General features: G+C 58.3%; 27 protein-coding genes. 15 read left to right on the top strand and 12 right to left on the bottom strand.

All coding sequences use genetic code 11. The features are described from left to right. Nucleotides 1-158: 158 nt before the first annotated feature. A complete protein-coding gene (locus tag BLT55_RS16795) occupies nucleotides 159-701 on the top strand; it encodes a hypothetical protein (RefSeq protein ID WP_054998670.1) in 543 nt (180 codons plus the stop codon). Between the two features lie 174 nt (nucleotides 702-875). Here BLT55_RS16795 and BLT55_RS16790 read toward each other — a convergent pair whose 3' ends face one another. From BLT55_RS16790 to BLT55_RS16745, 10 genes are all read right to left on the bottom strand, one after another. Further along, nucleotides 876-1,148 (bottom strand): HPr family phosphocarrier protein, encoded by a 273-nt coding sequence (locus tag BLT55_RS16790; RefSeq protein WP_007248995.1) that lies wholly within the window; start codon nucleotides 1,146-1,148, stop codon nucleotides 876-878. 16 nt (nucleotides 1,149-1,164) lie between these two features. Beyond that, complete coding sequence (gene rapZ / locus BLT55_RS16785) at nucleotides 1,165-2,022, bottom strand: RNase adapter RapZ (protein WP_054998669.1); 858 nt, start codon at nucleotides 2,020-2,022, stop codon at nucleotides 1,165-1,167. 2 nt (nucleotides 2,023-2,024) lie between these two features. Next, nucleotides 2,025-2,489, bottom strand: coding sequence for a PTS IIA-like nitrogen regulatory protein PtsN (gene ptsN / locus BLT55_RS16780; RefSeq protein ID WP_007248993.1), 465 nt, complete (start codon nucleotides 2,487-2,489; stop codon nucleotides 2,025-2,027). 10 nt (nucleotides 2,490-2,499) lie between these two features. Then, on the bottom strand, nucleotides 2,500-2,808 hold the full coding sequence (gene hpf / locus BLT55_RS16775) for a ribosome hibernation-promoting factor, HPF/YfiA family (RefSeq protein ID WP_054998668.1): 309 nt from the start codon (nucleotides 2,806-2,808) through the stop codon (nucleotides 2,500-2,502). 75 nt (nucleotides 2,809-2,883) lie between these two features. Further along, on the bottom strand, nucleotides 2,884-4,377 hold the full coding sequence (locus BLT55_RS16770) for an RNA polymerase factor sigma-54 (RefSeq protein ID WP_054998667.1): 1,494 nt from the start codon (nucleotides 4,375-4,377) through the stop codon (nucleotides 2,884-2,886). A 183-nt stretch (nucleotides 4,378-4,560) separates the two neighbouring features. Continuing rightward, nucleotides 4,561-5,286 carry an LPS export ABC transporter ATP-binding protein gene (gene lptB / locus BLT55_RS16765; protein ID WP_007248990.1) on the bottom strand — a complete coding sequence of 242 codons (726 nt, stop codon included), beginning with the start codon at nucleotides 5,284-5,286 and terminating at the stop codon, nucleotides 4,561-4,563. Beyond that, nucleotides 5,287-5,835, bottom strand: a complete 549-nt coding sequence (gene lptA, locus BLT55_RS16760; protein WP_042912547.1) for a lipopolysaccharide transport periplasmic protein LptA — start codon at nucleotides 5,833-5,835, stop codon at nucleotides 5,287-5,289. Next, a complete protein-coding gene (lptC, locus tag BLT55_RS16755; RefSeq protein ID WP_007248988.1) occupies nucleotides 5,822-6,394 on the bottom strand; it encodes an LPS export ABC transporter periplasmic protein LptC in 573 nt (190 codons plus the stop codon). The genes lptA and lptC overlap by 14 nt, the downstream gene beginning before the upstream one ends. An 8-nt stretch (nucleotides 6,395-6,402) precedes the next feature. Then, nucleotides 6,403-6,927 carry a KdsC family phosphatase gene (locus tag BLT55_RS16750; RefSeq protein WP_007248987.1) on the bottom strand — a complete coding sequence of 175 codons (525 nt, stop codon included), beginning with the start codon at nucleotides 6,925-6,927 and terminating at the stop codon, nucleotides 6,403-6,405. A gap of 14 nt (nucleotides 6,928-6,941) precedes the next feature. Further along, complete coding sequence (locus BLT55_RS16745) at nucleotides 6,942-7,916, bottom strand: KpsF/GutQ family sugar-phosphate isomerase (protein ID WP_054998666.1); 975 nt, start codon at nucleotides 7,914-7,916, stop codon at nucleotides 6,942-6,944. Between the two features lie 304 nt (nucleotides 7,917-8,220). Between BLT55_RS16745 and BLT55_RS16740 the strand changes: the two genes are divergently transcribed. From BLT55_RS16740 to hisC, 10 genes are all read left to right on the top strand, one after another. Continuing rightward, nucleotides 8,221-9,030 (top strand): ATP-binding cassette domain-containing protein, encoded by an 810-nt coding sequence (locus BLT55_RS16740; RefSeq protein WP_007248985.1) that lies wholly within the window; start codon nucleotides 8,221-8,223, stop codon nucleotides 9,028-9,030. Continuing rightward, nucleotides 9,030-9,827 carry a lipid asymmetry maintenance ABC transporter permease subunit MlaE gene (gene mlaE, locus BLT55_RS16735; protein ID WP_007248984.1) on the top strand — a complete coding sequence of 266 codons (798 nt, stop codon included), beginning with the start codon at nucleotides 9,030-9,032 and terminating at the stop codon, nucleotides 9,825-9,827. The genes BLT55_RS16740 and mlaE overlap by 1 nt, the downstream gene beginning before the upstream one ends. Further along, a complete protein-coding gene (gene mlaD / locus BLT55_RS16730; protein ID WP_007248983.1) occupies nucleotides 9,827-10,294 on the top strand; it encodes an outer membrane lipid asymmetry maintenance protein MlaD in 468 nt (155 codons plus the stop codon). Before mlaE ends, mlaD begins: the two co-directional genes overlap by 1 nt. Before the next feature lie 10 nt (nucleotides 10,295-10,304). Further along, nucleotides 10,305-10,955, top strand: a complete 651-nt coding sequence (locus tag BLT55_RS16725) for an MlaC/ttg2D family ABC transporter substrate-binding protein (RefSeq protein ID WP_007248982.1) — start codon at nucleotides 10,305-10,307, stop codon at nucleotides 10,953-10,955. Next, the gene (locus BLT55_RS16720; RefSeq protein ID WP_054998665.1) at nucleotides 10,952-11,257 is read left to right on the top strand and encodes an STAS domain-containing protein; all 306 of its coding nucleotides are present in this window, start codon (nucleotides 10,952-10,954) and stop codon (nucleotides 11,255-11,257) included. The genes BLT55_RS16725 and BLT55_RS16720 overlap by 4 nt, the downstream gene beginning before the upstream one ends. A 114-nt stretch (nucleotides 11,258-11,371) precedes the next feature. Further along, on the top strand, nucleotides 11,372-11,611 hold the full coding sequence (locus tag BLT55_RS16715; RefSeq protein ID WP_054998664.1) for a BolA family protein: 240 nt from the start codon (nucleotides 11,372-11,374) through the stop codon (nucleotides 11,609-11,611). Between the two features lie 22 nt (nucleotides 11,612-11,633). Further along, nucleotides 11,634-12,899 carry a UDP-N-acetylglucosamine 1-carboxyvinyltransferase gene (gene murA / locus BLT55_RS16710; protein WP_054998663.1) on the top strand — a complete coding sequence of 422 codons (1,266 nt, stop codon included), beginning with the start codon at nucleotides 11,634-11,636 and terminating at the stop codon, nucleotides 12,897-12,899. A 154-nt stretch (nucleotides 12,900-13,053) separates the two neighbouring features. Continuing rightward, nucleotides 13,054-13,689, top strand: coding sequence for an ATP phosphoribosyltransferase (gene hisG, locus BLT55_RS16700; RefSeq protein WP_007248978.1), 636 nt, complete (start codon nucleotides 13,054-13,056; stop codon nucleotides 13,687-13,689). Nucleotides 13,690-13,812: 123 nt separating this feature from the next. Then, a complete protein-coding gene (hisD, locus tag BLT55_RS16695) occupies nucleotides 13,813-15,159 on the top strand; it encodes a histidinol dehydrogenase (RefSeq protein ID WP_054998662.1) in 1,347 nt (448 codons plus the stop codon). Then, nucleotides 15,159-16,211 (top strand): histidinol-phosphate transaminase, encoded by a 1,053-nt coding sequence (gene hisC / locus BLT55_RS16690; protein ID WP_054998661.1) that lies wholly within the window; start codon nucleotides 15,159-15,161, stop codon nucleotides 16,209-16,211. Before hisD ends, hisC begins: the two co-directional genes overlap by 1 nt. A gap of 196 nt (nucleotides 16,212-16,407) precedes the next feature. Here hisC and algW read toward each other — a convergent pair whose 3' ends face one another. Continuing rightward, nucleotides 16,408-17,568, bottom strand: a complete 1,161-nt coding sequence (algW, locus tag BLT55_RS16685) for a Do family serine endopeptidase AlgW (RefSeq protein ID WP_054998660.1) — start codon at nucleotides 17,566-17,568, stop codon at nucleotides 16,408-16,410. A gap of 111 nt (nucleotides 17,569-17,679) precedes the next feature. Here algW and BLT55_RS16680 point away from each other — a divergent pair, with 111 nt between their 5' ends. The 3 genes from BLT55_RS16680 to cysN all read left to right on the top strand — a co-directional run bounded on the left by BLT55_RS16680 (nucleotide 17,680) and on the right by cysN (nucleotide 21,412). Further along, the gene (locus BLT55_RS16680) at nucleotides 17,680-18,438 is read left to right on the top strand and encodes a Nif3-like dinuclear metal center hexameric protein (RefSeq protein WP_054998659.1); all 759 of its coding nucleotides are present in this window, start codon (nucleotides 17,680-17,682) and stop codon (nucleotides 18,436-18,438) included. 147 nt (nucleotides 18,439-18,585) lie between these two features. Next, nucleotides 18,586-19,503 carry a sulfate adenylyltransferase subunit CysD gene (gene cysD / locus BLT55_RS16675; protein ID WP_054998658.1) on the top strand — a complete coding sequence of 306 codons (918 nt, stop codon included), beginning with the start codon at nucleotides 18,586-18,588 and terminating at the stop codon, nucleotides 19,501-19,503. Between the two features lie 10 nt (nucleotides 19,504-19,513). Then, nucleotides 19,514-21,412, top strand: coding sequence for a sulfate adenylyltransferase subunit CysN (cysN, locus tag BLT55_RS16670; protein WP_054998657.1), 1,899 nt, complete (start codon nucleotides 19,514-19,516; stop codon nucleotides 21,410-21,412). Nucleotides 21,413-21,761: 349 nt separating this feature from the next. Here the strand turns inward: cysN and BLT55_RS16665 are convergent, their stop codons facing one another. Next, nucleotides 21,762-22,205 carry a Z-ring associated ZapG family protein gene (locus BLT55_RS16665; protein WP_007248971.1) on the bottom strand — a complete coding sequence of 148 codons (444 nt, stop codon included), beginning with the start codon at nucleotides 22,203-22,205 and terminating at the stop codon, nucleotides 21,762-21,764. A 145-nt stretch (nucleotides 22,206-22,350) separates the two neighbouring features. Here BLT55_RS16665 and BLT55_RS16660 point away from each other — a divergent pair, with 145 nt between their 5' ends. Next, nucleotides 22,351-22,980: an alpha/beta hydrolase gene (locus BLT55_RS16660; RefSeq protein WP_054998743.1), complete on the top strand. Its 630-nt coding sequence runs from the start codon at nucleotides 22,351-22,353 to the stop codon at nucleotides 22,978-22,980. Nucleotides 22,981-23,010: the final 30 nt, after the last annotated feature.

Raw genomic sequence — 23,010 nt, 5'->3', positions numbered from 1 at the left:
GTAGGAGGTAAAGGAATCAATGACTAAAAATTGTAATTATTTATATATTGCAATTGGTTACGTTGTTTTTGAATTTTAGGGAATGTCTCCGTGTGTGCTCAAATTCATGAATGAGAAGATCTGTTATTCTTCTGGCCGATATTGGGACGGAGCACATAATGGATACGGATTTCGTCCTGGAAATGTTTTCAGGGCTTGATGACCAGTGCTACCCCATCGGAGGCTCTTTTCTGGCTCCGGACGGTAACACCGCAATTCCTTTCCTATGTGAATCTCACCCCTTCATTGCGCTGTATCATCCGATAGTTCTGAACCAGTCTACCTACGCCACGGCCCGCAAAATGGTAATGACCGATGCTGATCGTGAGGTCAGCGAGAATGCTTATCTGATGAAGTTTGCGTCGGCTACGCAATGGTGCAGCGGCAGGGAGTATGCGCCTATTGAGGCGTTGGCTCTGTTCAAGCATGCAATCCGTCATCGCATTCCTCAGCGACTTGCGAAAGTGACACAAGCTTTTATGTCGGAGACTGTTCTGGCAGATGAACTGTATTTTATTCCGGGCGCTGACGATGCTGTCCGCGTGGAGAGGCTGAATTTGTGGTACGGCAGAATTGCTGATAGGATCGTGACAGGTCAGTTAGGCCTGCATGCAATTCACCTTACCTCAGGAGATTATTGGTATGGCTACCGTAAAGCCTGAGCTCAAGGAGCTTCAGCGTCGTAAGGCAGAATCCATCAGTGAAATAATGCATTCCCTTAGTAAGGCTTTCAAAGAAGGCACGCTACGACAGATATCTGAGCCCAAAAGAGTTTGAGACTATAAAAAAACCGCCTGTATCAGGCGGTTTTTTGTTTTCTGACAAGTCAGCCAAATCTACTCGCCCTCATCAAACCTGTTGTTGATCAGCTCGACCAACCCGTCCAGGGCTTCCTGCTCGAATTCACCTTCGGTGTGCAGATGGAGCTCGGTGCCTTTGCCCGCGGCCAGCATCATCACGGCCATGATGCTTTTGCCATCGACCATGCTTTCCGGCGCGCGGCCGACGCGGATCTGGCAGGGAAACTTGCCGGCGACACCGACGAACTTGGCGGCAGCGCGGGCGTGCAGGCCCAGTTTGTTGATGATGGTGATTTGACGAGCGGGCATCGCAGTGTAAATCCTTTCAGCTAAGGTCCCGGTGGCGGACCTGAACGTTCTTGAGTGATTGTTGCAATACCTGACCCAAGCGTTCTGTCAGGTAGACGGAGCGGTGGTGCCCGCCCGTGCAACCGATGGCAATGGTAACGTAAGAACGGTTACTGGCCGCGAATCGTGGCAGCCATTTGTTCAAATACGAGAAAATGTCCTGAAACATCTCTTCAACGTCGGGCTGCACAGACAGGTAATCGATCACTGGCTGCTCAAGACCTGAGTGATCGCGCAGCTCCGGCTTCCAGTAGGGATTGGGCAGGCAGCGCACATCGAATACCAGGTCGGCATCGACCGGCATGCCGCGCTTGAAACCGAACGACTCGAGCAGAAACGCGGTGCCCGGCTCGGGCTTGTTGAGCAGGCGCAATTTCAGTGCGTCGCGCAGCTGGTAGAGATTCAGGTGAGTGGTGTTGATGTTGAGGTCGGCCAGATCGATGATCGGGCCGAGCAGTGTGGTCTCGTCGCGTATGGCCTCGGCCAGCGAACGATCCGACGTGCTCAACGGGTGGCGACGCCGGGTTTCCGAGAAACGCTTGAGCAGCGTTGCTTCGTCTGCATCCAGATAGAGCACATCACACTGAATGTTGCGTGAGCGCACTTCATCCAGCATTTGCGGGAAACGGGTCAGATGGCTTGGCAGATTGCGTGCATCGATCGACACCGCCAGCAGCGGTTCTGCAAGCTCGGTATTGATCAGTGCGCGTTCTGCCAGCTCTGGCAGCAGGCCGGCAGGAAGGTTGTCGACGCAATAGAAACCGCTGTCTTCCAGTACATCCAGTGCTGTGCTTTTACCCGAGCCGGAGCGGCCGCTGACGATGATCATGCGCATGGTCAGTGGCCTTTCTGCACGTCCAGCACCACTTGATAGAGTGCCTCACCGCTTTTGGCGCTGCGCAGGCGCTCACGCACATCGGCGCGATCAAGCATGCTGGCAATCTGGCGAAGCAGTTCCAGGTGAGCATCGGTGGCGGCGTCCGGGACCAGCAATACGAAAAGCAGGTCGACCGGCGCACCGTCGATGGCGTCGAAGTCGATAGGGGTGGCGAGGTGAATGACCGCACTGACGGGTTCGCCGCAGCCTTTGAGGCGACAGTGCGGGATGGCAATCCCGTTGCCGAAGCCAGTCGATCCCAGCTTTTCGCGGGCAACGAGGCTTGCGAAGACAGTGTCCGAATCCATGTTCGGTACTTCATGACCGATCAGGTTGGCGATTGCTTCGAGTACGCTCTTCTTGCTGCGTCCCGGCACGTTCACGAGTGAACGGCCGGGGGTCAGGATATTTTCAAATCGGATCATTTAAATGGCGTTAGCGAGCGGCCGCACCTTTGAGGATGCTTTGCTGCTTTTCCTTATGCTTGAGCAATTGTCGGTCGAGCTTGTCGGTGAGCAGGTCGATTGCAGCATACATGTCATCATGTTCAGCATTGGCAACGACCTCGCCACCGGGTATGTGCAGGGTGGCTTCGATCTTCTGCCTGAGCTTCTCGACCGCCATCGTGACCTGCACGTTCGTAATCTTGTCAAAATGCCCTTCGAGCTTCTTGAGCTTGAGCTCGACATAGTCGCGAAGGGGTTTGGTCACTTCCAGTTGGTGTCCACTGATGTTGACTTGCATACAGCTTTCTCCTTTGCCAATGCATAAAGAGACAGGCATGGCGCCTGCCACTGGAACGCTGTGGCTCGGCCTGCATCACATCAGTCGCTTACGCTCACTGGAAGGCGCTATCCCTAATGATTCGCGGTACTTGGCGACTGTGCGACGGGCTACTTGAATGCCTTGTGCCTCCAGTAAACCAGCGATCTTGCTATCACTCAACGGCTTTTTCTGATTTTCCGCTGCAACCAGTTTTTTGATGATTGCGCGAATGGCCGTGGACGAGCATTCGCCGCCCTCGGAGGTGCTTACGTGGCTTGAAAAGAAGTATTTCAGCTCGTAAATACCCCGTGGGGTGTGCATGAACTTTTGCGTCGTGACGCGCGAGATGGTCGACTCGTGCATGCCCACTGCCTCGGCGATGTCGTGCAGGACGAGTGGCTTCATGGCCTCGTCGCCATACTCGAGAAAACCGCGCTGATGCTCGACGATTTGGGTAGCGACCTTCATCAGAGTTTCGTTGCGACTTTGCAGGCTCTTGATGAACCAGCGGGCTTCCTGCAACTGGTTGCGCATGAAGGTGTTGTCGGCGCTGGTATCGGCGCGACGCACGAATCCAGCGTATTGCGGGTTGACGCGCAGGCGCGGTACCGACTCCTGATTGAGTTCGACCAGCCAGCGTTCGTTGTCCTTGCGCACGATCACGTCAGGAATGACGTATTCGGCTTCTGTGGACTCGATTTGCGAACCAGGACGCGGGTTGAGGCTCTGGACCAGTTCGATGACCTGACGCAGCTCATCTTCCTTGATCTTCATGCGCCGCATCAGTTGGGCGTAATCACGACTGCCCAGCAGGTCGATGTACTCGGTCACCAGGCGTTGTGCTTCTGTCAGCCAGGGTGTTTTCGCGGGCAGCTGGCGCAATTGCAAGAGCAGGCATTCGCTCAGGTTGCGCGCGCCGATGCCGGCAGGTTCGAATTGCTGGATACGGTGCAGTACCGCTTCGATCTCGTCGAGTTCGACGTCCAGTTCCGGGTCGAAGGACTCGAGAATCTCTTCCAGCGTTTCGTCCAGATAGCCCTGATTGTTGATGCAGTCGATCAGTGTCACTGCAACCAGCCGATCCTTGTCGGACATCGGCGCCACGTTCAGTTGCCACAGCAAATGGCTCTGCAGGCTTTCGCCGACGGAAGTGCGGGTGGTGAAGTCCCACTCGTCATCATCGCTGCTGGGCATGCTGCTGGCGCTGGTCTGGTAGACATCTTCCCAGGCGGTGTCGACGGGCAGTTCGTTTGGAATGCGCTCGCCCCATTCGCCGTCTTCCAGGTTGTCCACCGTGGGGGCGGCTTCCTGATAGGTCGGTTCCTGAACGTCGGGGTTGGGCTTTTGTTCGATGTTGTCGGCAAGCGGATCGGAGTTGTCGAAATCGTCGCCTTCTTCCTGCCGTTCGAGCATAGGGTTGGACTCCAGCGCCTCCTGAATCTCCTGCTGGAGGTCCAGAGTGGACAACTGAAGTAAACGGATTGCCTGTTGCAGCTGCGGCGTCATCGTCAGCTGCTGGCCCATTCTCAAGACTAGCGATGGTTTCATGGCAGGGGCTAAACACCTTATTCGCTGACGCACGTGCGCCATCTACTACAGGCGCCGGGGCGCCATCATTAAGCAAATTATATGCCTGAAACCTACGGCTTTGCCTAGAGCGTTATGACAAATAAAATCTTGTCAATACGCTACAGGGGCATCAATTAGCCGGGGCGTGCCAAAAGCGCTTGATCAGAGCCGGAACTCGTGGCCGAGGTACACTTCTTTCACCAGCTGATTGGCCAGAATGGTTTCCGAATCGCCTTCTGCGATCAGCTGTCCATCGTTGACGATGTAAGCGGTTTCACAGATATCGAGGGTTTCACGGACGTTATGATCGGTGATCAGCACGCCGATGCCCTTGGCTTTCAGGTGGTGGATGATCTGCTTGATATCGCCCACCGAGATCGGGTCCACGCCTGCGAACGGTTCGTCCAGCAGGATGAATTTTGGCGAGGTGGCCAGGGCGCGGGCGATTTCCACACGGCGACGTTCGCCACCTGACAGGCTCATGCCCAGGTTGTCGCGAATATGCGTGATGTGGAACTCCTGCAACAAGCTTTCGAGCTCCTTGCGACGGGCTCCGGCATCGAGTTCCTTGCGGGTCTCGAGGATCGCCATGATGTTGTCGGACACTGACAGCTTGCGGAAGATCGAGGCTTCCTGTGGCAGGTAGCCGATACCCGCGCGTGCACGCCCGTGCATGGGCTGGTGGCTGACATCCAGATCGTCAATCAGCACGCGGCCCTGATCTGCCTGGACCAGGCCCACGATCATGTAGAAGCACGTGGTCTTGCCGGCGCCGTTGGGGCCCAGCAAGCCTACGATCTGCCCGCTTTCGATGGAGATACTCACATCGCGCACGACTTGTCGGCTCTTGTAGCTTTTAGCCAGATGCTGGGCTTTGAGCGTTGCCATTTACGGGGCCTTCTGCGGTTGATCGGTTTTCTTCTTCGGCTGGATGACCATGTCGATACGCGGCCGTGGGGTCGTCAGCTTGGTGCCACCGCTGGCCCGGCCGGCCGTGACCACCTGTCTGACGGTGTCGTAGACGATTTTCTCGCCTTCCGACGTGTTGCCGTCGTTAATGACCTTGGCCTTGTCGATCAGAACGATACGGTCCTGCCCGGCGTAATACTGGATCGTGACGGCATAGGCTTGCACGATCGGTTTGTCCGGGGCGGGCTTCTGCTCGTAGTAAGCCAGATTGCCAACGGACGTGAACACATCCACTTCGCCTTGGGCATTACGCGTGATCGTCACGGTGTTGCCGGTGACTTTCATCGAACCTTGCGTGATGACGACATTGCCCCGGTAGGTAGCAACGCCTTTCTTGTCATCGAGCTGAGCGTCGTCAGACTGAATGTGGATCGGCTGATCGCGGTCGGTTGGCAGGGACCAGGCGCTCGCGCTTCCCAGTGCTGCGCCCAAGCCGAGCAATAAAGGAAGAGTTTTAACGAGCCTCATACTGTCCTCTTACGTTGGATAGCAGGTCCATCCTGCTGTCTTTCAAATACGCTTTCATTCCCTTGGCCGTAGTGACACCGCCCGCGCCGTCGATTCTAACGTCTTGGTCGGTCTCCGCATATTCCTTCTGAGGGAATACGGTCATGCGACTGCTGGTGATAATGGTCGTGCGTTGTTTTTCATCGGTGCGTTCGACGCGAACGGAATCCATCAACTCGACCTGATCCCCCGCGGATGAAACTTCGCCCCTTTTACTCTGTACATGCCACGGGAACGCGCCGCCCCGGTACATGTTCAGGTTGGGGGTGGTCAGCAAGCTCACGTCCGTGGCCTTTACGTGCTCGACTTTGTCGGCGGTCATGTCGTATTGAAGCGTGCCGTCCGGCAGGTACTGCACACTGCGCGTATTGATCGCATAGTAGTCGATGGCGGTGTCGTCAACCGTTCCGTCAGGCTGATCCATAAAACTTTCCGGGCTGATATTCCAGTAACCGACGGCTGCCAGCAGCAGTGCCAGTACCCCGAGAAGCAGGAACTTCCGAATTTTTTTAGTGAACATAATGGCTTCTATAAATAGGCGGAGTGAGCCGCTTCAAGGTTGCCTTGCGCACTCAGGATCAGTTCGCAGAATTCGCGCGCCGCGCCTTCGCCGCCTCGCGCCTTGGTTATTCCGTGTGCATGCTCGCGGACAAAGCCTGCCGCATTGGCCACTGCCATGCCCAGGCCGACACGCCGGATGACCGGCAAGTCTGGCAGATCGTCACCCAGATAGGCGACTTGTTCGTAATCAAGTTTCAACTCTGCCAGCAATTGGTCCAGTACGACCAGTTTATCTTCGCGGCCTTGAAAAAGGTGTGCGATGCCCAGGCTCTTTGCCCGGCGCTCGACGATTGCAGTCTTGCGACCGCTGATAATGGCGGTCGTCACGCCGGAAGCTATCAGCATTTTTATGCCTTGCCCGTCCAGCGTGTTGAATGTCTTGATCTCGCTGCCGTCTTCCAGAAAGAACAGGCGGCCGTCAGTCAGGACGCCATCGACATCGAAAACCGCCAGTTTGATGGCCTTGCCGCGTTGCATGAGTTCCGGGTTCATCGTTCTGGTTTCCATTACATGACGCCTGCACGCAGGAGATCCTGCAGATTGAACGCACCCACCGGCCGGTCATCCTGATCCACGACAACCAGCGCGCCTATTTTGTTGTCTTCCATGATTTTCAGCGCTTCGGCCGCGAGCATTTCTGCGTGGGCGGTTTTGCCGTGATGGGTCATGACCTCATCGATGGTGGTCTGGCGGATGTCGAAAGGGCGATCCAGAGTCCGACGCAAGTCGCCGTCGGTGAAGATACCGGCGAGCTTGCCGTCGGCTTCGATAATGGCGGTCATGCCCAGGCCCTTGCGGGTCATTTCCAGCAGTGCGTCGCGCAGCAGGGTGCCGCGCTGTACGCTAGGCAGCGCATCGCCGGAGTGCATGACATTCTCGACTTTCAGCAGCAGGCGTCGGCCCAGCGCCCCGCCCGGATGCGAAAATGCGAAGTCTTCGGCCGTAAAGCCACGCGCTTCGAGCAGCGCCACGGCCAGTGCGTCGCCCATGACCAGGGCGGCTGTCGTCGAAGAAGTCGGCGCCAGATTGAGCGGGCAGGCTTCGTGTGCGACGTGGACGTTGAGGTTGACGTCTGCGGCCTTGGCCAACACCGAGTCCGGGTTGCCGGTCAGGCTGATCATCTTGATGCCAAGACGTTTGATCAGCGGCAGCAGGGTTACGATTTCATTGGTCGTGCCGGAGTTGGACAGGGCGAGAATAATGTCGTCGCGCGTGATCATGCCCATGTCGCCATGGCTGGCTTCGGCCGGATGCACGAAAAACGAGGTGGTCCCGGTGCTTGCCAGTGTGGCGGCAATCTTGTTGCCGACATGCCCGGACTTGCCCATGCCGACCACGACGACCCGGCCCTGGCTGGCCAGAATCATCTCGCAGGCGCGCACAAAATCGCCGTCGAGGCGTTCAAGCAAGCCTTGTATGGCTTCTATCTCAAGACGAATGGTGCGTCGCGCCGCTTGAATCAGGTCACTGGATCGAGTCATGTCTGGGAAGAGTCAGCCGGTTGAAAGGCGGCGATTATAGCGGTAATGAACGATTCCCTCACGTCTGATCGTCATTGTGTGGTTTTTAAACGAATTTCCTACGCGCTTGCGGGTCTGTATCAAGCTTGTAGTCATAACATTGTGGTACAGAATAATTCGGCGGATACCTGAACCGAGCGGTTCTCTTCTTGGGGGCGGGTGACTGCGGTGATATAGTTCGCGGCTGGTTCGGCCCGCCTGCATGGCCTGTCTTGCCTCCAAGAACCGGCGGCTGTGGGCGGAGGCTGTATCGCAAGGAGTTTAGATGAGTTCCGATGACGCCTATGCGGTCGAGTTGAAAGGTGTGTCTTTCAAACGCGGTGCGCGCAGTATTTTCAATAATGTCGATATTCGTATTCCGCGGGGCAAGGTCACCGGAATCATGGGGCCATCGGGCTGTGGCAAGACGACCTTGCTGCGTTTGATGGGCGCCCAGTTGCGTCCGAGCGAAGGCCAGGTGTGGGTCAATGGCCAGAACCTGCCGGAGCTGTCGCGCAGCGATCTGTTTGACGCGCGCAAGCAGATGGGCGTTCTGTTTCAGAGCGGCGCGCTGTTTACCGACCTGGACGTCTTCGAAAACGTCGCCTTTCCGTTGCGCGTGCACACTGAGCTGCCGGAAGAGATGATCCGCGACATCGTTCTGCTCAAGCTCCAGGCCGTCGGCCTGCGTGGTGCGGTCGAACTGATGCCGGATGAACTGTCGGGTGGCATGAAGCGCCGTGTTGCGCTGGCGCGTGCCATTGCGCTCGACCCGCAGATTCTGATGTACGACGAGCCCTTCGTCGGCCAGGATCCGATTGCGATGGGGGTGCTGGTGCGTCTGATCCGGCTGCTCAACGACGCGCTGGGTATCACCAGCATCGTGGTGTCTCACGACCTCAGCGAGACGGCGAGCATTGCCGACTATCTATACGTTGTGGGCGACGGGCAGGTGCTGGGGCAGGGTACGCCTCAGGAGCTGATGTCTTCGGACAATCCACGCATTCGTCAATTCATGACCGGCGAGCCCGACGGCCCTGTGCCGTTTCACTATCCGGCGCCGGATTTTCGCGAAGATCTATTGGGGAAGCGCTGATGCGCAAGAAGTCACTGATGGACCGCGTTGCCCTGCTGGGGCGCTCGGCCATTGATATCGTTGCTGTTCTGGGGCGCTCAGGCCTGTTCTTGGTGCACGCCCTGCTGGGTCGCGGCGGCGCCGGCAGCAGTTTTCAGTTGCTGGTCAAGCAGCTGTATTCCGTTGGCGTCATGTCGCTGGTCATCATCGTGGTGTCGGGCATCTTCATCGGCATGGTGCTGGCCTTGCAGGGTTTCAGCATTTTGGCCAAGTACGGGTCCGAGCAGGCCGTCGGTCAGATGGTGGCGTTGACCCTGCTGCGTGAATTGGGCCCGGTGGTGACTGCCTTGCTGTTCGCCGGGCGCGCAGGTTCTGCGCTGACCGCCGAGATCGGCAATATGAAATCCACCGAGCAGTTGTCGAGCCTCGAGATGATTGGCGTCGATCCGCTCAAATACATCGTTGCGCCGCGTTTGTGGGCGGGCTTTATTTCGCTGCCGATTCTGGCGATGATTTTCAGCGTGGTCGGCATCTGGGGCGCGTCCTGGGTGGCGATCGATTGGCTGGGAGTCTATGACGGCTCTTTCTGGTCGAACATGCAGAACAGCGTTTCTTTCACGAACGATGTGCTCAATGGGGTGATCAAAAGCGTCGTATTTGCTTTCGTTGTGACGTGGATTGCCGTTTTTCAGGGGTATGACTGCGATCCTACTTCCGAGGGGATCAGTCGCGCGACAACCAAGACTGTCGTGTACGCCTCGTTGGCCGTGCTGGGACTGGACTTTATTCTGACCGCCTTGATGTTTGGAGATTTCTGATGCAAAACCGTGCCATCGAAACCGGAGTCGGCTTGTTCCTGCTCGCCGGGATACTGGCTCTGCTCCTGCTGGCCCTGCGAGTCAGTGGTCTGAGCACAAGTGCGAGCACCGACACCTATAAACTTTATGCCTACTTCGACAATCTTGCCGGTTTGACTGTCAGAGCCAAGGTCAGCATGGCGGGCGTGACCATCGGCAAGGTGACCGCGATCGATCTGGATCGCGATACCTTTACAGGTCGTGTCACGCTGGAGATTCAGAAAAAGGTCGACAACCTGCCTTCCGACTCAACGGCGTCGATTCTGACTGCCGGCTTGCTGGGCGAAAAATACATCGGTCTCAGTGTGGGTGGCGATGACAAGATGCTCAAGGATGGCGGCACCATCCATGACACGCAGTCGTCGCTCGTGCTTGAAGACCTGATCGGCAAATTCCTGCTCAATACTGTAAGTAAAGACGCTAAGTGAGGAGCTACAAATGATCTCTATTCTGCGCCGTGGTCTGCTGGTATTGCTGGCCACTCTGCCCATGCTGGCGAATGCCGCGGCGACCCCCTCGGCTCATGATCTGGTGGAACGTACCACCAAGGAATTACTGAGTGATCTGGCGACCAACCGTGAGCAATACAAGTCCAATCCGAGCGCGTTCTACGATGCGCTGAACCGCATTGTCGGTCCGGTTGTGGACGCGGATGGCATTTCCAAAAGCATCATGACCGTCAAGTATTCCCGCAAGGCGACACCTGAGCAGGTCAAGCGTTTCGAAGAAAACTTCAAGCGCAGCCTGATGCAGTTCTACGGCAATGCCTTGCTCGAATTCAACAACCAGGGCATCACCGTGGCACCGGCCAAGGACGAAGGTGACGATCGCACCAGCGTTGATATGCAGGTCAAGGGCACCAATGGCGCTGTTTATCCGGTTTCCTACACGCTGGTAAAGCTGGATGGCGAGTGGAAGGTACGTAACGTTGTCATCAACGGTATCAACATCGGCAAGCTGTTCCGTGATCAATTCGCGGATGCCATGCAGCGCAACGGCAATAACCTGGATACCACGATCAACAACTGGGCTGGCGAGGTCGCGAAGACCAAGTCGACCGTAGACGCTGCGCAGAAGCCCGCGCAATGACCGAGTCTGCCGTCCGTCTCGCCGGGCCCGGTGAGCTCAAACTGATCGGCGTGCTGGATTTTCGCAGCGGGCCGCAACTGCGCAAGCAGGGTGCGGCACTGATTAAGTCCGGTGATCTGACCGAGTTGACGCTGGACTGTTCGGAGGTCGACAAGTCCAGCAGCGTGGGCCTTGCGCTGGTGCTGGCGTTCATGCGCGATGCCCGGGATGCCGGCAAGTCGCTCACTGTGCGCTCGCTGCCCCACGACATGCGTGAAATAGCCCGTGTCTCCGGTCTGACCGAGCTATTGAACATTCATTGACAGGCGTTATCCTGAAAGCCCTTTTGTACGGGCCCACTCGTTGGGCTTCGCATAACATGGGCTTTTTTGTATGATGGCCGACCCGCGCGCGTACAGCGCCGATCGAGGTTAAGCATGCAGGCTGTAGAAGTGAAGAGCTTCCTTGAAGGAAAGCTGCCGGAAATCAAGGTGGAAGTCGAAGGCGAAGGCTGCAACTTCCAGCTGAACATTATCAGTGACGAGCTGGCCAGCCTGAGCCCCGTCAAGCGTCAGCAACAGATTTACACCCATCTGAACCCCTGGATTGCCGATGGCAGCATCCACGCGGTGACCATGAAATTTTTCAGCCGCGCTGCGTGGGCCGAGCGTACCTGAGCCAATTGGTGTCGAGACTCTAATGGACAAATTGATTATTACCGGCGGCGTTCGTCTTGATGGCGAAATTCGCATTTCCGGGGCAAAGAACTCTGCCTTGCCGATCCTTGCCGCGACCTTGCTGGCTGACGGCCCGGTTACCGTTCAGAACCTGCCGCACCTGCACGACATCACCACGATGATCGAGCTGTTCGGTCGCATGGGTATCGAGCCGGTGATCGACGAGAAACTCAGCGTCGAAATCGATGCGCGTACCATCAAGACACTGGTCGCGCCGTACGAACTGGTGAAAACCATGCGTGCGTCGATTCTGGTTCTGGGGCCCATGGTCGCCCGCTTCGGTGAGGCCGAAGTGGCGCTGCCGGGTGGTTGCGCCATTGGTTCGCGTCCGGTCGACCTGCACATTCGTGGCCTCGAAGCCATGGGCGCGATCATAGACGTCGAAGGCGGTTATATCAAAGCCAAGGCGCCTGAGGGCGGTTTGCGTGGTGCGAACTTCTTCTTCGACACCGTCAGTGTGACCGGTACTGAAAACATCATGATGGCGGCCAGCCTGGCCAACGGTCGCAGCGTGCTGCAAAACGCCGCGCGCGAGCCTGAGGTGGTCGACCTGGCCAACTTCCTGATCGCCATGGGTGCGAAAATCCACGGTGCAGGCACCGACACCATCACCATCGATGGCGTCAAGCGTCTGGGGCCGGCCACTTACAAGGTCATGCCTGACCGCATCGAGACCGGCACCTATCTGGTGGCGGCAGCTGTTACTGGCGGTCGCGTCAGGGTCAAGGACACCGATCCGACCATTCTCGAAGCGGTGCTGCTCAAGCTTCAGGAAGCCGGTGCCGAAGTCACGACCGGCGAAGACTGGATCGAGCTGAACATGCACGGCAAGCGTCCCAAGGCTGTCAACGTGCGGACCGCGCCATACCCGGCGTTCCCGACCGACATGCAGGCGCAGTTCATCTCGCTCAACGCCATTGCCGAAGGCACCGGTGCGGTCATCGAGACCATCTTCGAGAACCGTTTCATGCACGTGTACGAAATGCACCGCATGGGCGCGCAGATTCAGGTCGAAGGCAACACTGCAATCGTGACCGGGACTGAAGTGCTCAAGGGCGCACCAGTCATGGCGACCGACCTGCGTGCGTCGGCCAGTCTGGTGATCTCTGCGCTGGTCGCACAGGGCGACACGTTGATCGATCGTATCTACCACATAGACCGTGGCTACGAGTGCATAGAAGAGAAGCTGCAAATGCTGGGCGCCAAGATCCGCCGTGTTCCGGGCTAGTAGCGCGTGGCTCCGATGCCGCTGGCGTCGGGGCTATCTGTACTGTCGCGGGTGTGATTTCTGATTCGTTCCACCTCGGGCCTGCCAGGCCGGAGGGTTGTCGGGCGCCGTTTGCGTCATGACAAAAGTTTCCTGATAAGGACTGACGTTTCCCATGTTGACCATCGCACTGTCCAAGGGCCGTATTCTTGATGACACCCTGCCGCTTCTCGCCGAAGCAGGCATCGTGCCGACCGAGAATCCGGACAAGAGCCGCAAGCTCATCATCCCCACGACCCAGCCTGACGTGCGTCTGCTGATCGTGCGCGCTACCGACGTGCCGACCTACGTCGAGCATGGTGCGGCCGACCTCGGTGTCGCCGGCAAGGATGTGCTGATGGAATACACTGGCCAGGGTCTGTACGAGCCGCTGGATCTGCAGATTGCCAGGTGCAAGCTCATGACTGCCGGTGCAATCGGCGCCGTCGAGCCCAAGGGGCGTCTGCGCGTCGCTACCAAGTTTGTCAATGTTGCCAAGCGTTATTACGCCGAGCAGGGCCGTCAGGTCGATATCATCAAGCTTTACGGCTCCATGGAGCTGGCTCCGCTGATCGGACTGGCGGACAAGATCATCGACGTGGTCGACACCGGCAACACCTTGCGTGCCAACGGTCTCGAGCCTCAGGAGCTGATCGCACACATCAGCTCGCGCCTGGTGGTGAACAAGGCTTCCATGAAGATGCAGCATGCACGCATTCAGGCACTGATCGACACCCTGCGCAAAGCAGTGGAGTCGCGACACCGCGGCTGACCCCTTCACGCAACGTTGAGTTGCGTCCAGCTATCCGTGTCATAGCCAAATTTCTCAGGTGCCTGCGCGGATAGCTTGGTAGCTTTAGGCTCCTGAGCATCCGCCAATTATTGAGGCCCCGCTATGACCACGCCCACCGCAATTCGCCGACTCGACGCTACTGACCCGGATTTCGCACGACATCTGGATCATCTGCTGAGCTGGGAAAGTGTGTCTGACGACTCGGTCAATCAGCTTGTGCTCGACATTATCAAGGCCGTACGTGAGCGTGGCGATGCAGCCTTGGTCGAGTTCACCCAGAAGTTCGATGGCCTGCAGGTTGCCTCGATGGCCGACCTGATCCTGCCTCGCGAGCGTCTGGAGCTGGCGTTGACGCGTATCACGCCGGTCCAGCGCGAGACATTGGAAAAAGCCGCCGAGCGGGTGCGCAGCTACCACGAGAAGCAGAAGCAGGACTCCTGGAGCTACACCGAAGCGGACGGCACGGTGCTGGGTCAGAAAGTCACGCCGCTGGACCGTGCAGGCCTGTATGTGCCTGGCGGTAAAGCTTCTTACCCGTCTTCAGTCTTGATGAACGCCATCCCGGCGAAAGTTGCCGGTGTGACGGAAGTGGTCATGGTCGTGCCAACGCCGCGTGGCGAGATCAACGAATTGGTATTGGCTGCCGCGTGCATTGCCGGTGTTGACCGGGTGTTCACCATCGGCGGCGCGCAAGCGGTTGCGGCCCTGGCTTACGGCACGGAAAGCGTGCCCAAAGTCGACAAGGTCGTAGGCCCCGGCAACATCTATGTCGCCACGGCCAAGCGCCATGTATTCGGTCAGGTGGGCATCGACATGATTGCCGGTCCTTCCGAGATTCTGGTGGTGTGCGACGGTCAGACCGATCCGGACTGGATCGCAATGGACCTGTTTTCCCAGGCTGAACACGATGAAGATGCCCAAGCTATTCTGGTCAGCCCGGATGCCGAATTTCTCGACAAGGTCGCAGCCAGCATCACTCGCTTGCTGCCGACCATGGAGCGAGCGGCGATTGTCGAAACCTCGATCAACGGCCGTGGCGCGCTGATCAAGGTGGCGGACATGGCCCAGGCGATCGACGTGGCCAACCGCATTGCGCCCGAGCATCTCGAGTTGTCGGTTGCCGATCCTGAAACGTGGCTGCCGCAGATACGTCACGCGGGCGCGATCTTCATGGGGCGTCACACGTCGGAAGCGCTGGGCGACTACTGTGCCGGCCCTAACCATGTTTTGCCGACTTCCGGTACGGCGCGCTTTTCTTCGCCGTTGGGCGTTTACGATTTTCAGAAGCGTTCGTCGATCATTTATTGCTCACCGCAGGGTGCTTCCGAGCTGGGCAAGACCGCTTCGGTGCTGGCCCGTGGCGAATCCTTGAGCGGCCACGCCCGCAGCGCCGAATACCGCATCACTGATCTCGACTGGAAAGCTGGCAATCTTGAGGACGGCAAATAATGAGTAAATTCTGGAGCCCCTTCGTCAGTGGTCTGGTGCCGTACGTGCCGGGCGAACAGCCGAAGCTGACCAAGCTGGTCAAGCTCAACACCAACGAGAATCCCTACGGTCCGTCGCCCAAGGCTGTCGAGGCCATGCGTGCCGCGCTGAGCGACGATCTGCGTTTGTATCCCGATCCCAACAGTGACCTGCTCAAGCACGCGGTGGCCGGTTATTACAGCGTGCAGCCCAATCAGGTGTTTCTCGGCAACGGCTCCGATGAAGTGCTGGCGCACATCTTCCACGCCTTGTTTCAGCACGACGCGCCGCTGCTGTTCCCGGACATCAGCTACAGCTTTTACCCGGTGTATTGCGGCCTGTATGGCATCGATTACGAAACAGTCCCTCTGGACGAGCAGTTCCAGATTCGCGCCGAAGATTACGCCAGGCCGAATGCCGGGATCATCTTCCCTAACCCGAATGCGCCGACTGGCTGCTTGCTGGGGCTTGAGGCGGTGGAGCAGATCATCAAGGCTAGCCCGGATTCGGTGGTCGTGGTTGACGAGGCCTACATTGACTTCGGTGGCGAAACTGCGATCACGCTGGTGGACCGTTATCCGAACCTGCTGGTCACCCAGACCCTGTCCAAGTCACGCTCACTGGCCGGATTGCGAGTCGGGCTGGCGGTCGGGCATCCGGACCTGATCGAGGCGCTGGAGCGGGTCAAGAACAGCTTCAATTCCTATCCGCTGGATCGCATGGCCAACGTAGGTGGTGCCGCAGCTTTTGAAGACCGCGAGCACTTCGAGTCGACGCGCAACAAGGTCATCGAAAGTCGCGAGACGCTGATCGGGCAATTGCAGGGCAAAGGCTTTGAAGTGTTGCCCTCGGCCGCCAACTTCATCTTCGCCCGCCATCCGCAACATGACGCCGCCGCCCTGGCTGCGAAGCTGCGCGAACAGGGCGTCATCGTCCGCCACTTCACGCAACAGCGCATCGCTCAGTTCCTGCGCATCAGCATTGGCACGCCGGAACAGCATGAGGCGTTGCTGGAAGGGTTGAGCGACATCTGAAAGCGGATCGGTCAGCCCGAAAACGGGCTGGCCCTGCGCTGCCACTCAAGATCGGACGCAGAGCGTCCAGAGCGGCATGCCCACGCGGAGCATGGGCATGATGGGGTTTCAAGATCCCCATCGTTTCGCACGCTCCGGCGTGGCAATACCTTTCGTGACGCTCTGCGTCACAGACCTGGTTTAAGGTACTGGCCCATCACTCCGGCGCAGCAACCGGTGTCGACGCAGGCGGTGGACGCAGGCCCACTTCTGCGCTGAGGCGCATTTCCTTGCCGTTACGCATCACATCGATGGCGATCTTGTCCTTGGGTTTGGTGCGCGCGACCTGATTCATCGAGCGGCGGCCGTCACCGGCGGGTTCGCCATTGATGCTCAGGATCACATCACCCAGTTGCAGCCCGGCTTTCTGCGCCGGTCCATCGCGGAAAATACCGGCCACCACGATGCCCGGACGATCTTTCAGGCCGAAAGACTGAGCCAGTTCCGGGGTCAACGGTTGCACTTCAATGCCCAGCCAGCCACGAATCACCTGACCGTGCTCGATGATCGACTTCATGACGTCCATCGCCAGTTTGGTCGGAATGGCAAAGCCGATCCCTTGAGAGCCGCCTGACTTGGAGAAGATCGCAGTATTGATGCCGATCAGGTTGCCGCTGGCATCCACCAGCGCACCGCCGGAGTTGCCGGGGTTGATGGCCGCGTCGGTCTGGATGAAGTCTTCGTAGGTGTTGAGCCCCAGTTGATTGCGCCCGGTCGCACTGATGATGCCCATCGTCACGGTCTGGCCGACCCCGAACGGGTTGCCGATGGCCAGCGCAACGTCGCCGATGCGAATGCTGTCAGAGCGCGCAATGGTGATGGCCGGCAGGTTTTTCAGGTCGATCTTCAACACGGCCAGGTCGGTTTCCGGGTCGTTGCCGATGACTCTGGCGATGGTTTCGCGGCCATCCTTGAGCGCCACCACGATCTGGTCGGCACCGGTGGTCACGTGGTTATTGGTCAGGATGTAGCCTTCAGGGCTCATCATCACGCCAGAGCCGAGGCTGGATTCCATACGTTTCTGCTTGGGCGTGTTATCGCCGAAGAAGCGTCGAAACTGAGGGTCTTCGAAAAGCGGATTGTTGCCCTTGTTGACCATCTTGGTGGTGTAGAGGTTGACCACCGCAGGCGCAGCGGCGACGACTGCGTCGGCATACGAAGTCGGGCCTTGAATGACCGTTGTCGTTTGCGGTGCCTGCTGCAGATTGACATCCAGGCTCGGCAAACCGACCCACTGCGGGTAGCGCTGAATGATCAGCAGGGCGATCAGCACGCCAGCCAGCAGTGGCCAGCCGAAAAAACGCAGTGCTTTGAGCATTGAACGGATCCTGATGGTTGCGGGCGCAGAAAAATAGGCCGAGGGTGCGCCATAATGGCGGGCATTATACGAGTACAACGCAGCTCTGAACTGCATATTTAGGAGTCTTTTATGGCTGTTGCCCTGAGCACCCTGGTTGAAGAAGCCGACCGTTACCTGAACAGTGCGCGGATTCAGGATTACTGCCCCAATGGCTTGCAGGTCGAAGGGCGTCCGCAGGTCATGCGCATTGTCAGCGGCGTGACGGCCAGCCAGGCGCTGCTGGACGCTGCCGTCGAGGCTCAGGCCGATCTGATCCTGGTCCATCATGGCTACTTCTGGAAGGGCGAAAACCCCTGCGTGGCGGGCATGAAGCAGCGCCGTCTGAAAACCTTGCTCAAGCACGACATCAGCCTGCTGGCCTATCATTTGCCACTGGATGTGCATCCGGAGGTCGGCAATAACGTGCAACTGGCCCGTCAGCTCGACATCACCGTCGAAGGGCCGCTGGACCCGGAGAATTCGCGCGTCGTCGGGTTGATCGGGTCGCTGTCCGAAGCTATGACCCCGCGTGATTTTGCGCGTCGCGTTCAGGACGCGCTGGGGCGTGAACCACTATTGATCGAAGGCAGCCAGATGATTCGCCGTGTCGGCTGGTGCACCGGAGGCGGGCAGGGTTACATCGATCAGGCTGTGCTGGAAGGCGTCGATCTGTTTCTCAGCGGCGAGGCGTCAGAGCAGACGTTCCACAGTGCCCGGGAAAACGACATCAGCTTCATCGCCGCCGGTCATCATGCCACCGAGCGCTATGGTGTTCAGGCGCTGGGTGATTATCTGGCGCGGCGTTTTGCGCTGGATCACATCTTCATCGATTGCCCGAACCCGATCTGACGGATCAAACAGCGTGGTATATGCATAGATCGTTTCGATCTAGATGCATCGCTGATTAGCGATATCACGCATGTTAAAGTCACCGGCTCGAAAACGGCCCGCAGGCCGCCCCGGGTTTTCCCCGGTCCATAACGAACGTGAGTAGCCATGGTTGACAAACTGACGCATCTGAAACAGCTGGAGGCGGAAAGCATCCACATCATCCGTGAGGTCGCCGCCGAGTTCGATAACCCCGTGATGCTGTGCTCGATCGGCAAGGATTCGGCCGTGATGCTGCATTTGGCGCGCAAGGCATTCTTTCCCGGAAAACTGCCATTCCCGGTCATGCATGTCGATACTCGCTGGAAATTCCAGGAGATGTATCGCTTTCGCGACCAGATGGTCAAGGATCTGGGGCTGGACCTGATCACCCACATCAACCCCGATGGCGTGGCGCAGAATATCAATCCGTTCACCCACGGCAGCGCCAAACACACCGACATCATGAAGACCGAGGGCCTGAAGCAGGCCTTGGACAAGCATGGTTTCGATGCTGCGTTCGGCGGCGCCCGACGCGACGAAGAGAAGTCCCGGGCCAAGGAGCGCGTGTATTCGTTCCGCGACAGCAAGCACCGCTGGGACCCGAAGAACCAGCGTCCCGAGCTGTGGAATGTGTATAACGGCAACGTCAACAAGGGCGAGTCGATCCGCGTGTTCCCGCTGTCCAACTGGACCGAACTGGATATCTGGCAATACATCTACCTGGAAGGCATCCCGATCGTACCGTTGTATTTCGCCGCAGAACGCGACGTGATCGAGAGGAACGGCACGCTGATCATGATCGACGACGACCGCATCCTCGAACATCTCACCGATGAAGAGAAATCGCGCATCGTCAAGAAAAAGGTCCGCTTCCGCACCCTCGGCTGCTACCCGCTGACCGGCGCGGTGGAGTCTGACGCGACCAGCCTGACCGACATCATTCAGGAAATGCTGCTGACGCGAACTTCCGAACGCCAGGGCCGGGTCATCGACCACGACGGTGCCGGCTCGATGGAAGAAAAGAAACGTCAGGGTTATTTCTAAGGGGTGTCACATGTCGCATCAATCTGATTTGATCAGCGAGGACATCCTCGCCTATCTGGGCCAGCACGAACGCAAGGAAATGCTGCGCTTTCTCACCTGTGGCAACGTCGATGACGGCAAGAGCACGCTGATCGGGCGTTTGCTGCATGATTCGAAGATGATCTACGAAGATCACCTCGAAGCCATTACCCGTGACTCGAAGAATTCCGGCACCACCGGCGATGACGTCGATCTGGCGTTGCTGGTAGACGGACTGCAGGCCGAGCGCGAGCAGGGCATCACGATCGATGTCGCCTATCGCTATTTCTCCACGGCCAAGCGCAAGTTCATCATCGCGGACACACCGGGCCACGAGCAGTACACCCGCAATATGGCCACCGGCGCGTCGACCTGTGACCTGGCGATCATTCTGGTGGATGCGCGTTACGGCGTGCAGACCCAGACCCGTCGTCACAGCTACATCGCCTCGCTGCTGGGTATCAAGCACATCGTTGTCGCCATCAACAAGATGGACCTCAACGGTTTTGATGAAAGCGTGTTCGAGTCGATCAAGGCCGATTATCTCAAGTTTGCCGAAGGCATTGCCTTCAAGCCGACCACGATGGCGTTCGTGCCCATGTCGGCGCTCAAAGGCGACAACGTGGTGAACAAGAGCGAGCGTTCGCCCTGGTACACCGGTCAGTCGCTGATGGAGATTCTTGAAACCGTCGAAATCGCCAATGACCGCAATTACACGGACCTGCGATTCCCGGTGCAGTACGTCAACCGTCCGAACCTCAACTTCCGTGGTTTCGCCGGCACGCTGGCCAGCGGCATCGTGCACAAGGGCGATGAAGTCGTCGTGCTGCCTTCGGGCAAAAGCAGTCGCGTGAAATCCATCGTCACCTTCGAGGGCGAGCTGGAGCAGGCTGGGCCGGGTCAAGCGGTGACGCTGACCATGGAAGACGAGATCGACATTTCCCGTGGCGATCTGCTGGTGCATGCCGACAGTGTCCCGCAGGTCAGCGATGCGTTCGACGCCATGCTGGTGTGGATGGCTGAAGAGCCGATGTTGCCGGGCAAGAAATACGACATCAAACGCGCGACCAGCTATGTACCGGGCTCGATCGCCAGCATCACCCATCGCGTGGATGTGAACACACTGGAAGAAGGCCCTGCCAGCTCGTTGCAGTTGAACGAGATCGGTCGTGTCAAAGTCAGCCTAGATGCGCCTATCGCGCTGGGCGGCTACAGCAGCAACCGTACTACTGGCGCGTTTATCGTAATTGATCGCCTGACCAATGGCACCGTTGCAGCGGGCATGATCATCGCCAGGCCGGTGTCCGGCGGAGGCTCGCAGCATCACGGCGAGCGGGCTCACGTTTCTACCGAGGAGCGTGCGCAGCGTTTCGGTCAGCAGCCTGCCACCGTGCTGTTCAGCGGCCTGTCCGGCGCGGGCAAAAGCACGCTGGCGTATGCGGTCGAGCGCAAGTTGTTCGACATGGGCCGTGCGGTCTATGTGCTGGACGGCCAGAACCTGCGTCATGACCTGAACAAGGGCTTGCCGCAGGACCGTGCCGGGCGTACCGAGAACTGGAGCCGTGCCGCGCACGTGGCGCGTCAGTTCAACGAAGCGTGCCTGCTGACCCTGGCGGCGTTCGTTGCGCCGGACGCTGAAGGCCGTGAGCGCGCCAAGGCGCTGATCGGCAAGGATCGTCTGCTGACCGTCTACGTCCAGGCGTCTCCAGCAGTCTGCCGCGAACGCGACCCGCAAGGCCTGTATGCCGCCGATGGCGACAACATTCCGGGCGAGTCCTTCCCTTATGACGTGCCACTGAATGCCGATCTGGTGATCGACACGCAGACACTCAGCGTGGAAGAAAGCGTCAAACAGGTGCTGGATCTGCTGCGTAGCCGCGGCGCGATCTGATACACAAATGCTAACAAAGCGTCCGCTGCGCAGGAGCGGACCGGGCGACGCTTCGCTTGTCCGCGATCTATGGAGTGTAGGAGCGGACTTGTCCGCGAACTGCCGGGCACCGGCAGCAAAACCAGCCGCCTCGGTGTACCAGACAAAACCGAGGCGGACTGTTTTGGGACTGCTTCGCAGCCCATCGCAGCCGTCGTAACCTCCTGAAGCTCCTACGCCCTGCGGGCAGAAGCCATTCTTCAGGTGTTTCAGGACTCGTGTATAACCTTTAGCTTCACCGTTTTACTTGTTCCACAAAAAAGCCCGCCGCAGAAGCTCTCTGCGGCGGGCTTTTTCGTAGCGGCAAACCTTACTTTTTCAAACCGTAATGCTCATCCAGCATGCCTGGCGAGTTAGGCGACTTGGGGGCGTAGTCCTTGGGAGTTTCGGTGTCACGCGGTGGCGTCAGGCGGTCGCGATGATCGCGATGCCCATGGTTGGCCTCCGGGTGCAGGGCGGCCAGCAGGCGTTGGCGGGTCAGCTCATCGAGGGCCAGACGGTTGGCGCCCTCGGCAAGGTGTTCCTGAACGTCCTGATAGCTCTGCGAAAGCTTTTGTACCAGATTGGCCGTGCTGTTGAAGTGAGTGACCACCTCGTTCTGATAGGTGTCGAAACGCTCCTGAATGTCATCCAGCTGGCGCTGAGTGCTGTTCGGAACGGTGTTGGGCAGCAGACGTGCGACCAGGAAACCAATGACGACACCGGCCACCAGGGCGAGCGTCGGCAGCAACCAGACTAAGAGCGAGTGTTCCACGAGTCCTTCCTCTATAAACGGCTTTGCTTTACGTTAACGGCTCGAACCTGCGCTGTATACCCGCGACGTGTCGTTGATATGCAAGCCGCAGACAATCAGCTAGACGAGTCGACCCATTTCGAGGTCACGGAGTTCTGTTTTGCTCATGCGTGAAACCCCATTATTTATCGATGGCCCAGAAGGCCAGCTCGAAGCGCTGTATCAGGATGTGCCCGACGCCAGAGGCGTTGCGCTGATCTGTCATCCTAACCCGATCCAGGGCGGAACGATGCTCAATAAAGTCGTCTCGACGCTGCAGCGTACCGCACGCGACCAGGGTTTGATCACCTTGCGCTTCAATTATCGCGGCGTCGGTGCCAGTGCCGGCACGTCGGTCGCCGGGCCGGGCGAGATCGACGATGCCCAGGCTGCGGCGCAGTGGCTGCGGGCGCAACACCCCGAACTGCCGATGACGCTGTTCGGCTTTTCCTTCGGTGGCTATGTTGCCGCAAACCTGGGTGGAAGGCTCGAAGCGCAGGGTGAAAAACTGACGCATCTGTTTCTGATTGCTGCAGCGGCCTCACGGCTCGAGGATCACAGCGTGCTGCCACAAAACTGTCCGTTGACGATTATTCAGCCCGAGAACGACGAAGTGATCGATCCTGAAACGGTGTATGCATGGTCGGCCGCGCTGCAACGTCCCCATGAGCTGCTGAAAGTGGCAGAATGCGGACACTTTTTTCACGGCAAGCTGACCGATCTGAAAGATCTGCTGCTGCCGCGACTTCCCAACTGATTGCAGCCCGTATTGCATCCTTTAGATAAG

This window comes from Pseudomonas cannabina, from assembly GCF_900100365.1.
GTDB classification, from domain to species: Bacteria; Pseudomonadota; Gammaproteobacteria; order Pseudomonadales; family Pseudomonadaceae; genus Aquipseudomonas; species Aquipseudomonas cannabina.
Note: the sequence above shows the minus strand (reverse complement) of the source record. Positions and strands in the feature narration are given on the sequence as shown.

Excerpts from the sequence above, each read along its gene's own strand:
- BLT55_RS16795 (WP_054998670.1), top strand. The coding sequence starts at position 159 with ATGGATACGGATTTCGTCCTGGAAATGTTTTCAGGGCTTGATGACCAG.
- BLT55_RS16790 (WP_007248995.1), bottom strand. The coding sequence starts at position 1,148 with ATGCCCGCTCGTCAAATCACCATCATCAACAAACTGGGCCTGCACGCC.
- rapZ (WP_054998669.1), bottom strand. The coding sequence starts at position 2,022 with ATGCGCATGATCATCGTCAGCGGCCGCTCCGGCTCGGGTAAAAGCACA.
- ptsN (WP_007248993.1), bottom strand. The coding sequence starts at position 2,489 with ATGATCCGATTTGAAAATATCCTGACCCCCGGCCGTTCACTCGTGAAC.
- hpf (WP_054998668.1), bottom strand. The coding sequence starts at position 2,808 with ATGCAAGTCAACATCAGTGGACACCAACTGGAAGTGACCAAACCCCTT.
- BLT55_RS16770 (WP_054998667.1), bottom strand. The coding sequence starts at position 4,377 with ATGAAACCATCGCTAGTCTTGAGAATGGGCCAGCAGCTGACGATGACG.
- lptB (WP_007248990.1), bottom strand. The coding sequence starts at position 5,286 with ATGGCAACGCTCAAAGCCCAGCATCTGGCTAAAAGCTACAAGAGCCGA.
- lptA (WP_042912547.1), bottom strand. The coding sequence starts at position 5,835 with ATGAGGCTCGTTAAAACTCTTCCTTTATTGCTCGGCTTGGGCGCAGCA.
- lptC (WP_007248988.1), bottom strand. The coding sequence starts at position 6,394 with ATGTTCACTAAAAAAATTCGGAAGTTCCTGCTTCTCGGGGTACTGGCA.
- BLT55_RS16750 (WP_007248987.1), bottom strand. The coding sequence starts at position 6,927 with ATGAACCCGGAACTCATGCAACGCGGCAAGGCCATCAAACTGGCGGTT.
- BLT55_RS16745 (WP_054998666.1), bottom strand. The coding sequence starts at position 7,916 with ATGACTCGATCCAGTGACCTGATTCAAGCGGCGCGACGCACCATTCGT.
- BLT55_RS16740 (WP_007248985.1), top strand. The coding sequence starts at position 8,221 with ATGAGTTCCGATGACGCCTATGCGGTCGAGTTGAAAGGTGTGTCTTTC.
- mlaE (WP_007248984.1), top strand. The coding sequence starts at position 9,030 with ATGCGCAAGAAGTCACTGATGGACCGCGTTGCCCTGCTGGGGCGCTCG.
- mlaD (WP_007248983.1), top strand. The coding sequence starts at position 9,827 with ATGCAAAACCGTGCCATCGAAACCGGAGTCGGCTTGTTCCTGCTCGCC.
- BLT55_RS16725 (WP_007248982.1), top strand. The coding sequence starts at position 10,305 with ATGATCTCTATTCTGCGCCGTGGTCTGCTGGTATTGCTGGCCACTCTG.
- BLT55_RS16720 (WP_054998665.1), top strand. The coding sequence starts at position 10,952 with ATGACCGAGTCTGCCGTCCGTCTCGCCGGGCCCGGTGAGCTCAAACTG.
- BLT55_RS16715 (WP_054998664.1), top strand. The coding sequence starts at position 11,372 with ATGCAGGCTGTAGAAGTGAAGAGCTTCCTTGAAGGAAAGCTGCCGGAA.
- murA (WP_054998663.1), top strand. The coding sequence starts at position 11,634 with ATGGACAAATTGATTATTACCGGCGGCGTTCGTCTTGATGGCGAAATT.
- hisG (WP_007248978.1), top strand. The coding sequence starts at position 13,054 with ATGTTGACCATCGCACTGTCCAAGGGCCGTATTCTTGATGACACCCTG.
- hisD (WP_054998662.1), top strand. The coding sequence starts at position 13,813 with ATGACCACGCCCACCGCAATTCGCCGACTCGACGCTACTGACCCGGAT.
- hisC (WP_054998661.1), top strand. The coding sequence starts at position 15,159 with ATGAGTAAATTCTGGAGCCCCTTCGTCAGTGGTCTGGTGCCGTACGTG.
- algW (WP_054998660.1), bottom strand. The coding sequence starts at position 17,568 with ATGCTCAAAGCACTGCGTTTTTTCGGCTGGCCACTGCTGGCTGGCGTG.
- BLT55_RS16680 (WP_054998659.1), top strand. The coding sequence starts at position 17,680 with ATGGCTGTTGCCCTGAGCACCCTGGTTGAAGAAGCCGACCGTTACCTG.
- cysD (WP_054998658.1), top strand. The coding sequence starts at position 18,586 with ATGGTTGACAAACTGACGCATCTGAAACAGCTGGAGGCGGAAAGCATC.
- cysN (WP_054998657.1), top strand. The coding sequence starts at position 19,514 with ATGTCGCATCAATCTGATTTGATCAGCGAGGACATCCTCGCCTATCTG.
- BLT55_RS16660 (WP_054998743.1), top strand. The coding sequence starts at position 22,351 with ATGCGTGAAACCCCATTATTTATCGATGGCCCAGAAGGCCAGCTCGAA.